Annotated in this window: 12 protein-coding genes and 1 pseudogene; 7 read left to right on the top strand and 6 right to left on the bottom strand. The window is 72.1% G+C overall.

Features of this window, described 5'->3' with window-relative positions:
* Window position 1: 1 nt before the first annotated feature.
* Window positions 2-1,027, bottom strand: a complete 1,026-nt coding sequence (locus C4V41_RS33220) for a LacI family DNA-binding transcriptional regulator (RefSeq protein ID WP_103959901.1) — start codon at window positions 1,025-1,027, stop codon at window positions 2-4.
* Window positions 1,011-3,428: a beta-xylosidase/alpha-l-arabinosidase gene (locus C4V41_RS33215; RefSeq protein ID WP_103959900.1), complete on the bottom strand. Its 2,418-nt coding sequence runs from the start codon at window positions 3,426-3,428 to the stop codon at window positions 1,011-1,013. Before C4V41_RS33215 ends, C4V41_RS33220 begins: the two co-directional genes overlap by 17 nt.
* A 362-nt stretch (window positions 3,429-3,790) precedes the next feature.
* Between C4V41_RS33215 and C4V41_RS33205 the strand changes: the two genes are divergently transcribed.
* From C4V41_RS33205 to C4V41_RS33195, 3 genes are read left to right on the top strand one after another with little or no spacing between them, the layout of a single operon-like run.
* Entirely contained in the window at window positions 3,791-5,152 is a 1,362-nt protein-coding gene (locus C4V41_RS33205; RefSeq protein ID WP_235030518.1) for an extracellular solute-binding protein, read from the top strand.
* Complete coding sequence (locus C4V41_RS33200) at window positions 5,149-6,063, top strand: carbohydrate ABC transporter permease (RefSeq protein WP_103959897.1); 915 nt, start codon at window positions 5,149-5,151, stop codon at window positions 6,061-6,063. The genes C4V41_RS33205 and C4V41_RS33200 overlap by 4 nt, the downstream gene beginning before the upstream one ends.
* A gap of 3 nt (window positions 6,064-6,066) precedes the next feature.
* A complete protein-coding gene (locus C4V41_RS33195; protein ID WP_103959896.1) occupies window positions 6,067-6,966 on the top strand; it encodes a carbohydrate ABC transporter permease in 900 nt (299 codons plus the stop codon).
* Window positions 6,967-6,971: 5 nt separating this feature from the next.
* Here the strand turns inward: C4V41_RS33195 and C4V41_RS33190 are convergent, their stop codons facing one another.
* Window positions 6,972-7,733, bottom strand: a complete 762-nt coding sequence (locus C4V41_RS33190) for a phosphotransferase (RefSeq protein ID WP_200824391.1) — start codon at window positions 7,731-7,733, stop codon at window positions 6,972-6,974.
* Between the two features lie 92 nt (window positions 7,734-7,825).
* On the opposite strand from C4V41_RS33190, the gene C4V41_RS33185 reads away from it, so the two are divergent.
* The 4 genes and pseudogenes from C4V41_RS33185 (at window position 7,826) to C4V41_RS64510 (ending at window position 10,891) form a co-directional block, all read left to right on the top strand.
* Window positions 7,826-8,539 (top strand): response regulator transcription factor, encoded by a 714-nt coding sequence (locus C4V41_RS33185; protein WP_103959895.1) that lies wholly within the window; start codon window positions 7,826-7,828, stop codon window positions 8,537-8,539.
* Between the two features lie 8 nt (window positions 8,540-8,547).
* On the top strand, window positions 8,548-10,005 hold the full coding sequence (locus tag C4V41_RS33180; protein WP_103959894.1) for a sensor histidine kinase: 1,458 nt from the start codon (window positions 8,548-8,550) through the stop codon (window positions 10,003-10,005).
* 74 nt (window positions 10,006-10,079) lie between these two features.
* Window positions 10,080-10,520: pseudogene (locus C4V41_RS65480) on the top strand (VTC domain-containing protein); the annotation flags it as partial.
* Between the two features lie 119 nt (window positions 10,521-10,639).
* Window positions 10,640-10,891, top strand: a complete 252-nt coding sequence (locus tag C4V41_RS64510) for a hypothetical protein (protein ID WP_235030530.1) — start codon at window positions 10,640-10,642, stop codon at window positions 10,889-10,891.
* Here the strand turns inward: C4V41_RS64510 and C4V41_RS33170 are convergent.
* The 3 genes from C4V41_RS33170 to C4V41_RS62155 all read right to left on the bottom strand — a co-directional run bounded on the left by C4V41_RS33170 (window position 10,875) and on the right by C4V41_RS62155 (window position 12,926).
* Window positions 10,875-11,630: a hypothetical protein gene (locus C4V41_RS33170; protein ID WP_146103884.1), complete on the bottom strand. Its 756-nt coding sequence runs from the start codon at window positions 11,628-11,630 to the stop codon at window positions 10,875-10,877. The two genes, C4V41_RS64510 and C4V41_RS33170, sit on opposite strands and share 17 nt — an antisense overlap.
* A gap of 2 nt (window positions 11,631-11,632) precedes the next feature.
* On the bottom strand, window positions 11,633-12,400 hold the full coding sequence (locus C4V41_RS33165; RefSeq protein ID WP_160150482.1) for a bestrophin-like domain: 768 nt from the start codon (window positions 12,398-12,400) through the stop codon (window positions 11,633-11,635).
* 367 nt (window positions 12,401-12,767) lie between these two features.
* The gene (locus C4V41_RS62155) at window positions 12,768-12,926 is read right to left on the bottom strand and encodes a hypothetical protein (RefSeq protein ID WP_160150481.1); all 159 of its coding nucleotides are present in this window, start codon (window positions 12,924-12,926) and stop codon (window positions 12,768-12,770) included.
* Window positions 12,927-12,962 lie beyond the last annotated feature (36 nt).

The following is a 12,962-nucleotide window of genomic DNA, read 5'->3' as shown; positions in this document are numbered from 1 at the left end:
GTCAGGCTCGGGTGGCCGGGACGGGGGCGGTTGAGCCGCGTACCACCAGTTCCGTGGCGAGTTCGACGTGATGGGAGTCGATCTTCTCCCCGGCCGCCAGCCGCAGCGCCGTGCGCAGCGCGACCCCGCCCATCTCCCGCAACGGCTGCCGGACCGTCGTCAGCGGCGGCGAGGTGACCTGGGCGATCTGGGTGTCGTCGAAGCCCACGATGCTGAGGTCCTCGGGAATGCGCAGCCCGCGCGCCCGCGCCGCCTCCATGATCCCGATCGCCATCTCGTCACTGCCCGCGAAGATGGCCGTCGGCGCCCGCGGCAGGTCGAGCACGGCCGCGCCCCCCACGACCCCGTCGCGATAGCGGAAGTGCCCGGAGCGTACGTAGCCCGGCAGCACCGCCGCCCCGTCGGCCTCCATGGCGGCGCGGTAGCCGTGCAGCCGGGCCTGGTTGCAGGCCGCGGTCGCCGGCCCGCCGACGTAGGCGACGCGCCGGTGCCCGAGGGCGAGCAGGTGGTGGGTGGCGGCCAGGCCGCCGGCGAAGTTGGTGGAGCCGATGCTGGTGACGCGAGTGCGCGGCAGGTTGAGCGGGTCGATGAGGACCAGCGGCAGGCCCGCCCTGGACAGCGCGGCCGGCTGCCCGGAGGTGAGCTCGCTGGTGACGGCGATCAGCGCGCGCCGCCCGGAGGCGACCAGCTCGCGGGCCCACGCCGTGGTACGGTCGGCGCCCCTCCGCATGCTGACCACGATCCCCACCCCGGCCTCGGCCCCGGCCGCCACCGCGCCCTGGATGATCTCCGTGGAGTAGGCGTTCAGGTAGGAGTCGAACTGCACCTCGACGGTGGCCAGCCCGGCGGGCTCGCGGCGCGGCGTGGGGGCGACGTACTCGTGCTGCCGCAGCAGCGACTGCACCAGCGAGCGGGTGGCCGGCGAGACGTCGCTGCGGCCGTTGAGCACCTTGGAGACGGTCGCGACCGACACCCCCGCCGAGGCCGCGACCGTGGCCAGAGTGGCGCGCCTAGGGCTGGCCGGCATCTGCACCCCCTTGCCGCGCGGCGGCGACGTGCACGGGTGTGACGAGCCGCCGGTCGTGACCGGCGTGCCGCGACGGGCCGGTCAATCGTACGACGCCGCGGCAGGGCAGGTCGGCCGCGGACGTGCCCACGAGCACCTCGACGTCGCCGGGCTCGACGATCCGGCGCAGGTCGCGGCCGGTGAAGGCGGTCCTGTCGGTGTGCACCAGGAAGCGCACGTCCTTGCTCTCTCCGGGTTCGAGAGGGACCCGGGCGAAGCCGACGAGCTGCCGTACCGGGCGGGTGACCTGGGCGACGAGGTCGTGCAGGTAGAGCTGGACGACCTCGTCGCCGGCCCGGCCGCCGGTGTTGCGGACGGTGACGGAGACGGTGAACTCGCCGTCGGTGGGCACCTCGGGGTCGCTGATCTGGAAGCCGGAGAGCTCGAAGGAGGTGTAGGAGGCGCCGTACCCGAACGGGAACAGCGGCGTCGGATCCAGGTTGCTGATGCCGTGACTGTCGGCGCCGAGCGGCGGCTGCAGGTACGTGCCCGGCTGCCCGCCCGCCCCCCGGGGGATCTGCACCGGCAGCCTGCCGCCGGGCTGGACCCGGCCGGACAGCACGCCGGCGATCGCGGCGCCGCCCTCCTCGCCGGGCATGAACGCCTGGACGAGAGCGGCGGCGCGCACGTCGCCCAGCGCGTAGGGGCGGCCGGAGACGACCACCACGACGACCGGCGTCCCGGTGGCGGCCAGTTCGGCCAGCAGGTCGGCCTGCGCGCCGGGCAGCCGCAGGTCCTCGGCGTCGCAGCCCTCGCCGGATGTGCCCTGCCCGAACAGGCCGGCCAGGTCGCCCACCACGGCCACGCACACGTCGGCCTCGCGGGCGGCGGCCAGGGCGGCGGGGAAGCCGGAGCGGTCATCGCCGCGCACGTCGCAGCCGCGCTCGTAGCGCAGCTCGGCCTCGGGCAGCTCGGCGCGGAGCGCGTCGAGGACGGTGGGCGCCTCGACGCCGAGCCCGAGGCCGGGATGGCGGGGCAGGACGTGGTTGGGGAAGGCGTAGCAGCCCATGAACGTACGGGGGTCGTGCGCGGCGGGCCCGACGACGGCGACCCGGCGCGGCCCGGCACGCCCCTCGGCGAGCAGCGGCAACACGCCGCCCGCGTCGAGCAGAACGATGGACCGCTCGGCCAGCTCGCGCGCCAGGGAACGGTTGGCGGGCGAGTCGAGGTCCACGCCGCCGGCCCCGGCGACCGAGCCCTCCGGGGTCCAGCCGGGATCGAGCAGGCCGAGCCGTACCTTCTGGGTGAGCAGGCGGCGTACCGCCCGGTCGATGAGGCTCTCCGGCAGCTCGCCGCGCCGCACCCGTTCGGCCAGGTGCTGCCCGAACCCGAGGGTGTCGGGCAGCTCGATGTCGACCCCGGCGGTGAGCGCCCGCACGCCCGCCTCGGCGGTGTCGGCGGCGACCTGGTGCATCGTCGCCAGGAACGGGACGGACCAGTAGTCGGAGACGACGGTCCCGGTGAAGCCCCACTCCTCGCGCAGCACCTCGGTCAGCAGCCACGGGTCGGCCGCGGCCGGGACGCCGTCCACGTCGGAGTAGGAGTTCATGACCGACCGGGCGCCGCCCGCCGCGATGGCCGTCTCGAACGGCGGCAGGATCATGTCCATCAGCTCGCGGCGGCCCATCGGCACGGGGCCGTGGTTGCGGGCGGCCCGCGAGGCGGAGTAGCCGGCGAAGTGCTTGAGCGTGGCGATGATCCCGGCGCTCTCCAGCCCGCGCACGTAGGCGGAGCCGACCATCGCGACGAGGTACGGGTCCTCGCCCATCGTCTCCTCGACCCGCCCCCACCGGTAGTCGCGCACCACGTCGAGCACCGGAGACAAGCCCTGGTGCACGCCCACGGCCCGCATGTCCGCCCCGATGGCCGCGGCCATCCGCTCCACCAGCCCGGGGTCGAACGTGGCCGCCCACGCGATGGCCGCCGGGTAGACGGTCGCGCCATAGGTGGTGAAACCGGTCAGGCACTCCTCGTGGACGATCGCGGGGATGCCGAGCCGGGACCGCTCGACCACGGCCCGCTGCAGCCGGACGACCTCCGCCGCGCCCTCCGACGGGGTCACGGGGGCGCTGCCGTGCACGCGCGTCAGGTGGCCGAGCCCGTGCCGGGCCGCCTCCTCCAGCGGGACCGTCCCGGACGCCGCGAACACGTCCTGCATCGGCGCCACGTTCAGCGGCTCGGCCCCGGGCTCCGGCTCGGCCGCCTGCATGTCGTTGCCGATCCACCGGCTGCCGAGCTGGCCGACCTTCTCTTCCAGGGTCATCTCGGCAAGGAGGGCTTCGACTCGGTCGGCCTCGGGCAGGGCCGGGTTCCGCCACGGGCTCAGGGCGCTGTCCGTCGGGGTCCGATCTAGAGCCGTCATCTACTGCTCTCCTTAAAGAGGTGCGGTTATGTCGTAACTCTTTCGAAATATTTCGACACCCATGGACAACCTCTGCGCAGCACCTTCTCTTTGACAGATCAGCAGCTAGAAGCGCGCGAAAGTACTTTACACGGGGGCTCCAGGAAATCCAGAGGCTTCCGCGCCGACCAGGTCTTGACACGTGTATTGCCTAAATCTAGATTGGCGAGCCTCCGGTCATGTCGAAAATGTTTCGACGAGCTGACATTAGGAGGAGTGGACGAGTGGCATGGGTGAGCACCGTGCCACGGCCGTCGTGCCACCGCATCCAGTGATCAACGAGCCGCGCCCCCAGCCCGCGGCACTCGAGTACGGAGATCAGCGTGGAGTCCAGGAAAACCTCTCGCCGCACCTTCCTCAGCCTCTCCATGGGCGTTCCCCTCGGAGCCGCGCTCGCCGCCTGCGGCGGCACGGGGCCCACCCAGACCGGGGCGGGTGGCGGCACCGGCGCCACGGGTGGCGGCGGTGGTGGCGGCGGCGCCACCTACTGGTACCTGTCGACGCAGCCGCAGGAGGGCGTGCGTACCAGGACCGTCGAGCGGTTCAACAAGGCCAACCCCAACGGCAAGATCACGGGGACCACCTTCCAGAACGACGCGTACAAGACGAAGATCAAGACGGCGATCGGGGCCGGCCAGGCGCCGACCCTCATCTGGGGCTGGGGCGGCGGCACGCTGCGCAGCTACGTGCAGGCCGGTCAGGTCGACGACCTGACCTCCTGGTTCGACCAGAACGCCGCCCTCAAGGACAGGCTGTTCCCCTCCTCCTTCGGCGCCGCCACCATCGACGGCAAGATCTACGCGATGCCGTGCGAGACGATGCAGCCGATCGTCCTCTACTACGACAAGCGGGCCTTCGACAAGATCGGCGCGGAGCCGCCCCAGACGTGGGGCGACATCATGGACCTGGTGCCCAAGTTCAACGCGAAGAACATCGCGCCGTTCTCGCTCGGCGGGCAGTCGCGCTGGACGAACATGATGTGGCTGGAGTTCCTCTTCGACCGCCTCGGCGGGCCCGAGGTGTTCCAGGCCGTGTTCGACGGTGAGAAGGACGCCTGGAGCAACCCGGTCGCCATCGACGCCCTGGGCAAGATGCAGGAGCTGATCAAGGCCAACGGGTTCATCAAGGGCTTCTCCTCGATCACCGCCGACTCCAACGCCGACCAGGCGCTGCTGTACACGGGCAAGGCCGCGATGATGCTGCACGGCGGCTGGACCTACGGCAGCATGTCCACCGACGGCGGCGACTTCGTCTCCGGCGGCAACCTCGGCTACATGAACTTCCCGCCGATCGACGGCGGCAAGGGCGACCCCGGCAACACCGTCGGCAACCCCGGCCAGTACATGTCGATCTCCTCCAAGGCGACCCCCGAGCAGAAGGAGATCGCCAAGAAGTTCTTCTCGACCGAGCTGATGGGCGACCAGGCCGTCAAGGAGTGGGTCGAGACCGGCGCGGTGCCGATCGTCAAGGGCGCCGACAGCCAGTTCGCCGCCTCCAAAGACGCGGCGTTCCTGAACTTCGTGTACGGCATCGCCAGCAACGCCAAGTCGTTCGCGCAGTCCTGGGACCAGGCGCTCAGCCCGACCGCCGCCGAGGTCCTGCTGGACAACATCTCCAAGCTGTTCCAGATGTCGATCTCGCCCCAGCAGTTCGCCACGGCCATGAACGCGGTCATCGGCAAGTGAGCGCGGTCACCACCACCTCCCGGCCCGCCGCCCGCGCGGGCCGGGGTGGTTCCCTCGGCTGGCTGGCCGTCCCCGCGCTGGTGGTCTTCATCGGCTTCGGCGTCATCCCGCTGCTCGGGGTGCTGTTCCTCAGCTTCTCCTCGTGGGACGGGCTCTCCCCCACGATCGGCTTCGCCGGGGTCGCGAACTGGGGCGCCGTGCTGGCCGACCCGCAACTGCCGCACGCGTTGTGGGTGACGTTCCTGGTCATGGCGCTGTCCTGGGCGGTGCAGACGCCGGCGAGCATCCTGATGGGCGTGTTCCTGGCCGGTCAGCAGCGCTACCGGGCGGTCCTGTCGGTGTTCTACTTCATCCCGCTGCTGCTCAGCTCGGCCGCGCTCGCGATCACGTACAAGGCGCTGCTCGACCCGAACTTCGGGCTCGGCGCCGGGCTGCAGATCCGGCTGCTCGTCCAGGACTGGCTGGGCGACCCCGTCCTCGCCTTCGGCGTCGTGATCTTCGTGGTGTCCTGGCAGTTCATCCCGTTCCACTCGCTGATCTACCAGGGCGGCGTACGGCAGATCCCCCGCTCCATGTACGAGGCCGCGGAGCTCGACGGCGCGGGCCGCGTCCGCAAGTTCTTCAGCATCACGCTGCCGCAGCTCAAGTACACGATCATCACGTCCTCGACGCTCATGGTCGTCGGCTCGCTGACCTTCTTCGACCTGATCTTCGTGCTGACCGCGGGCGGCCCGGGCGACACCACCCGGGTGCTCGCCCTGGACATGTACAAGCGCGGCTTCCAGGCCAACCTCATGGGCCCGGCCAGCGTGATCGCGGTCATCCTCGTCCTCGTGGGCCTCGTCCTGGCGCTGCTGCTGCGCCGGCTCGGCGGCCGGGACGCCAGCCACAGCCAGCTCGAAGGGGCCTGACGCATGACGACCGTCCCCACCAAGGCCCCTCAGCGCGCCGCCGCGCCCCCGCCCGACGCCCGCCACCGCCGGTCGGCCCGCCGGCCGAGCGAGCGCCCCAACTGGGTGGCGGGGCTGACCAGCGTGCTCTGGCTGGTGATCGTGATCGTGCCGATCTACTGGATCGTCATCACCAGCTTCAAGTCGCAGAGCAACTACTACGCCGAGAACCCGCTCGCGCCGCCCGGCGAGCCGACGCTGCTGAACTACCGGCTCGTCATCGAGTCGGACTTCCCGCGCTACTTCATCAACAGCGTCATCGCCACGCTCGGCGCGGTGGTGCCCGCGGTGCTGTTCAGCTTCATGGCGGCGTACGCGATCGTGCGCAGCCGGGCCCGGTTCCTGCGCTGGACGAACTCGCTGTTCCTGATGGGCCTGGCCATCCCGCTGCAGGCCACGGTGATCCCGATCTATCTGATCATCATCAAGCTCGGCCTGTACGACACGCTCATGGCGCTGATCCTGCCGTCGATCGCCTTCGCCATCCCCCTGTCGGTGCTGATCCTGGCCAACTTCATCAGGGACGTGCCGAAGGAACTGTTCGACTCGATGCGGATCGACGGGGCCAGCGAGCAGGTGACGTTGTGGCGGCTGGCGTTCCCCCTGACGCGGCCGGCCGTGGTGACGGTGACGGTGTACAACTCGCTGCAGATCTGGAACGGGTTCCTGCTGCCGCTGATCCTCACCCAGAGCCCGGACAAGCGCACGCTGCCGCTGGCGTTGTGGTCGTTCCAGGGGCAGTACAGCATCAACGTGCCCGCCGTCCTGGCCTCCGTCGTGCTGACCACGCTGCCGATCCTGATCCTGTACGTCGTCGGCCGCCGCCAGCTCCTCAGCGGCCTGACCGCGGGCTTCGGCAAGTAACCCCGTCATGTGAGGTCGGAGGCGTGCCGGGTGAGGTGGTCCATGTCCGTGCGGTAGTGCCGATCGTCCCCCCGGGCGAGGTGGGCGGCGAAGGCCGGGTGACCCAGGGCGGCCTGCTCGCGCATGTGCCGGACCAGGTGCTCCAGCCGGGCGTGCGCGGTCTCCGGCAGCGCCGCCCGAGCGGCGGGCCGGAGGCCGTAGGCATCGGCGAACAGCCGCAGCCGCCGCGCCTGCTCCGCCACCGGCCGCGCGTCCGCGTGCGCGGGATCGCTCAGCGGCACGAACCGGTAGGCGGCATAGGCCATGTCCCAGAGCCGCGGCCCCGGGTGCGCGGTGTCGAAGTCGATGAACGCCACCGGCCGCCCTTCCCTGAACACGCAGTTGTACGTCGCCACGTCCCCGTGACAGATCACCTCGGCGGGCTCGACCGGCGGGAAATACCAGGTCGCGTCCGGCGGCACCGGAAAACCGGCGGTGGCGTCGTGGTATTCGCGCAGCAGCCGCGCGACCGCCACCAGGACGTCGTCGGAGCCGGCCCAGTCCGGCAGCGGGTAGCCGGCGCTCTCCCCCGGCACGAAGCCGAGCACCTCCCGCCCCTGATCGTCGATCCCGTGGCACCGGGGCGCGCCGGTGAAGCCGGCCGCCTCCAGGTGCCGCAGCAGCGCGTGCACGGCCGGCGTCCAGGGACCCACCGGCCGGCGGACGGTGTCGCCGGCCCTGACCACGTGGTTGACGCCCCCGCCGGTCAGCACCTCTTCGCCGGTCAACGCCCCTCCTTGATCACGTCCGGGTCAGTGTGGCACGGCCGCCGGCCGGGACGCACGTCGTTTTCTCAGGTAGACCCGGTAGAACAGGCATCATGGACACAGGCCCCGTGGTGCTCGTGGTGGACGACGAACCCAACATCCGTGAGCTGCTGCTCGACGCCCTGGAGCTGAACGGCTTCCAGGTGCGCACGGCCGCCTCGGGCACCCAGGCGCTGAAGTCCGTGGGCCGTGAGCGCCCCGACCTCATCCTCCTGGACGTGATGCTGCCCGATCTGGACGGGTTCGCGGTGGCGCAGCGGCTGCGGCCGGACGGGGACGGCCCGCCGGTGCTGTTCCTGACCGCGCGTGACACGGTGGCCGACCGGATCGCCGGGCTGACGGCGGGCGGCGACGACTACGTCACCAAGCCGTTCAGCCTGGAGGAGGTGGTGCTGCGCATCCGCGCCATCCTGCGGCGTACCGGGCCGCGCCGGGAGGAGGGCGACGACGGGCTGCTCCGGTACGCCGACCTGGAGCTGGACGAGGAGTCCCACGTCGTACGGCGGGCGGGGCGGCACATCCACCTGTCGCCGACCGAGTTCGGCCTGCTGCGCTACCTGATGATCAACGCGGAGCGGGTGGTCAGCAAGTCGCAGATCCTCGACCGCGTGTGGAACGACGGGTTCGGCTCCGACAGCCGCATCGTCGAGTCGTACATCAGCTATCTGCGGCGCAAGATCGACGTCGAGGGACCGCCGCTGATCCACACGTTGCGCGGGGTCGGCTACTCGCTACGCGACCAGAGCCTGCTGGACCGGAACCGATGACGTTGTCCATGAGACCTCTGGGGCGGGCCTGGCCGCTGCGTCACCGCCTGCTGGCCGCCCTGCTCGGCCTGTCGGCGGCGGCGCTGGCCGTGTTCGCGGCGGCGGGGGTGCTCCTGCTGGACCGGTCGCTGCTGGCGCGGGTGGACACGCAGCTCACGGAGTTCGCCGGCACGTTCACGAAGGGGCCGCCGCCGGGCGTGCCGATGCCGCCGCCGCGCCGGCGCGACGTGGAGCTGCCCACGCAGTTCCGGGTCACCTTCTTCACGCCGTCGGGGACGGTCCTCCGCCGCCTGCCCGACTCCGGCGACGGCCCGGCCATCCCCGCGAGCGCGGTGGCCGCCCCGCCCCCGGAGCCTTTCACGGTGCCGGCCAGGACGGGCGGCGGCGAGTGGCGCACGCTCGTGGTGGGCCTGCCGGACGGGAACCGGGCCGCGGTGTCGCTCTCCCTGGAGCCGGACCGCGGCACCGTGCGGCAACTGCTGCTCATCGAGGCGGCGGCGGGCGCGCTGGTGCTGGTCCTGCTGGGGGCGGTGGCGCTGGCGGTCGTACGGCTGGGGCTGCGCCCGCTGACCCGCATGGAGCGTACGGCGGCCGCGATCGCGGCGGGTGAGCTGGAGCGGCGGGTGTCCGACAGCGACCCGCGTACCGAGACCGGCCGTCTCGGCCACGCCCTGAACGTCATGCTGGGCCGCCTCGGCGAGGCCCTGCGCCAGCGCGAACGCTCGGAGCAGCGGCTGCGCCACTTCCTCGCCGACGCCTCGCACGAGCTGCGCACGCCGCTGACGTCCATCCGGGGGTTCGCGGAGCTGTACCGGCACGGCAGGAGCGAGCCCGATCCGGTCGTGGCACGCATCCTGAGCCGCATCGAGGGCGAGGCGGAGCGGATGGGCGTGCTGGTGGAGGACCTGCTGCTGCTGGCGCGGCTGGACGAGGCGCGGGCGCAGGAGGTGACGGAGGTGGACCTGCACGTCATCGTGGGCGACGTGGTGCACGGGGCGCGGGCCCGCGATCCCGGACGGCCGATCGAGCTGCTGCTGGGCGATCGCCCGGTACGGGTCCTGGGCGACGAGCACCGCCTCCACCAGGTCGTCACCAACCTGGTCGGCAACGCCGTCGCCCACACGCCCCCGGGCACGGCCGTCCGCGTCCTGGTGGACGAACGACCGGAACCGGACGTCGCGGACGGTGAAGAGGTCGCGGTGGCCTGTGCGGGGGTGGAGGTCGCCGGGCGGGCGGTGGTCGTGGAGGTGCGCGACTCGGGCCCGGGGATCGAGGCCGGGCACCTGCCGCACGTCTTCGACCGGTTCTACCGGGCCGACGCGGCCCGCTCACGGGACAGCGGCGGCACCGGGCTGGGGCTGGCGATCGCGGCGGCGCTGGTCGAGGCGCACGGCGGCCGCATCGAGGCGCGCAGCCGGCCCGGCCACGGCACGACGTTCCGCGTCGTCCTCCCCCTGCCCGCCTGACCTCTCGTTCACCACGCGTTCACACGTTATTCCAGGTTGTCACTGTCTCATATGGCTGACACGAAGGGAGTGACATGCTGCGCAGATTCCGCAGGCGAACCGTCCCCGCAGGTCAGCCCCCGATTCCCAGCACGAACCCGGGTGAGGCGGGCCACGCGCTGCGCGCCCCCAGCAGGCTGCACGCGTTCAACAGGTACGAGATCAAGTACCTCGTCGACGCGGCCGTGGCGGGCGAGTTGCGGAAGGAGATGGACGGCCTCCTCGACCGCGACCGGCACAGCGGCGAGAACGGTTACGGCATCTGGAGCGTCTACTACGACACCCGGCGGCTCCGCTTCTACTGGGAGAAGATCGAGGGCCTGAAGTTCCGCAGGAAGCTGCGGATCCGCCACTACGGCGACCGGTTCTCGGTGGGCGCGGACACGCCGGTCTACGTCGAGATCAAGCAGCGCGTCAACCGGGTCACGCAGAAGCGCCGGGTGCGCCTGCCGTACGAGGACGCCCTGCGCCTGTGTGAAGGGCGCGACAGCGACGCCGGCCCCCGACCGGCGCCGACCCGGGCGGGCCGGCCGGTCAAGGCGACCCAGGCGGTCAGGCTCGGCCGGGCGGCCAAGACGGGCCGGGCGGGCTTCGGATGGGTCATGCGCTCAAGGACAAGTTCCTCAAGGACGCCGGCTTCAAGAAGCTCTACCAGCGCGAATACGCCACCCTCTACACCAAACTGCTGGCCGGCGGCACCGCCACGGGCCTGCTGGACCAGGCGGTGCGGGCGTACAACCGTAATGAGGGCGCCGACACCGCCAAGACCACCGAGGAGGCGGCCACCCTCCGCACCACTCTCAAGACCCGCACCGAGGCGCTGAAGTCGGTCACCGGCGGCGCTTGAACGCCACGGCCGTGGTCGACGCGATCGCCGTCACCAGGACGGTCGTGATCAGCACGGTGTTCAGCGGGTTACGCCGCCGGGGCGGCGGCTGGGCGCGCACGACGCGCGCCCGGGCCGTCTCCTTGGGGGTCGGATCGGGCGGCGTGGTCTCAGGAGCGGGCGGAGGCACCAGGACCGGCGCCACCTGCGGCATCACCCGGGGCATCACCCGGGGCACGGGCCTGGGCGCCGCCGCGGGCGCCTTCCGGCGCGGGCAGTCTCCCACCTGAACCTCCCCCGCCCGGCCTCGGCGCCCCTGGTCTCCGCGGCCCTGGGTCCCGCCGTCCGGAACGCCGGGCACCTGAACCCGGCTCCCCTGCGCGTCCCGCCCGCGCGACCGGACCCCGCCCGCGCACACCCCGTCCGGGTAGACCGTCACCCGGGGCACCACGACCTTGGGCGTCGTCGCCCGCCGCTTCCCCTTGGGCATCGCGATCGACACCCTGGGGGCGGGCGAGCGCCGCACCGTCACCCTCGGCACCCGCACCTCGGGCCCGACGGTGACGCCCTTGGGCCGAGCGGGCTGAGCGGGCCGGGCGGGCCGGGCGGGCGGGGCGGGCGGGGCGGGCGGGCGTACCGACGGCTTGGGCACCGACATCTTGGGCACCGGCCACGGGTCGGGGTCGGCCGCCGCCGGGCCCGCCACCATGGCCGCCAGCAGAGCGGCGGCCAGCAGCAGCGGCGCGCGCCTGACACTCACGGTCACATCCCCCCGGCGATCCGGGCGAACTCCTGCAACGTCCCCTGGAACGCGTCGGGCCCGACGGCCAGCGGCCCGGCGAAGGCGCGGGAGATGTCCCAGGTCAGGTAGATGCCGAAGCCGAGCAGCGCCGCGGTCGCCACCAGCGGCAGCATCGCCAGCCCGCGCGGTCTGGCGCCGGCCAGGAACGGGAAGACGATGACCAGCACGCCGGTGAGGGCGGTCAGGAACAGCAGCCCGGCGGGCGGCGTCGCGGCGGCGTCGGCGGTGCGCTGGGCCCGGGCGGTGGACATGGCGCTGAGGTGCTCCAGCACGGAGGCCTTGGCGTCGTCTTCGTCGTTGTCGCGCGACTGGAGCTCGTTGACCTGCCCGCGCAACTCGTCCATCCGGGCCGCCCCGACCGGGTGCATCTTGCCTTCGGCCATGAGCGGCCACTCGTCCTTGACCACGAACGCCACGTAGTCGCGCAGCCCCGCGCGCACCTCCTCGGCCGCGGTGTCCGGCAGTGAGGAGGCCGCCCAGTAGGCGTCCACCGCGGACTGGCTCTCGGCGTGGGTGTTGAGCCGGGCGGCGTCGGCCGTGGTCCACGGCACGATGATCGCGATCGCGAACACCAGCAGGAACATGGCCGACAACATCGAGCCCGCGTGACCGGCCGACGGGCCGCTGGGGTCGCGGTCCTCCCCGGCCGTCTTCACCCGCCTGAAAACCAGCGCGGTGAGCGCCACCGCGCCCACCGCCGCCAAGATCGAGAGCGTGTACGCCACCATGAAAGATCTCCCGGACCTCATCGGATACGCAGTGTCACATTACTATCACACAGCGCAATGATGGCGTCAGCCCTCGAAAGGTAAAGCCCCGGGCAAGCCGGCTCGGCCGAGAGGACAGGGGCGGTGCGCCGGAGCGGCCGCCGCATGGCTACCTTGCGGGGACCGCCCCGGGAAGTCCGCCGGACCCGGCGCCGGCATGGCGAGGACCGGCGCGCTGACGTGGCAGCTGCTCCACGGGGGCCGGCGGGCACCGCCCCCTGCGCGGCGAAGACCCTGGCCGTCCCTCCGCGAACGGCCGGAAGGTCTTCACCTGCGCCCCTCCCACGGGGGACGCATCACATGTTCTGACTTTCTCGGGCCCGGCGCGTCAGGGACCGTCCCAGGGATTACCCCTGATGTACGGTTCCTCGAGCACGCGCAACAGGTCGAGCCAGCCGTGGAAGGGCTCGGGCCGGTCGCAGCCCTGCCGCGTGACCTGCCCGCGAACCCCGTCCGCGCCATACTCCAGATCGAGAACGAAGCGCATCACTCCTCCCGGGTCACCCGTGATCGTAGGAGGCGC

The organism is Nonomuraea solani, from assembly GCF_900108335.1.
GTDB lineage: Bacteria > Actinomycetota > Actinomycetes > Streptosporangiales > Streptosporangiaceae > Nonomuraea > Nonomuraea solani.
This window is presented reverse-complemented; position numbering and strand designations above follow the sequence as displayed.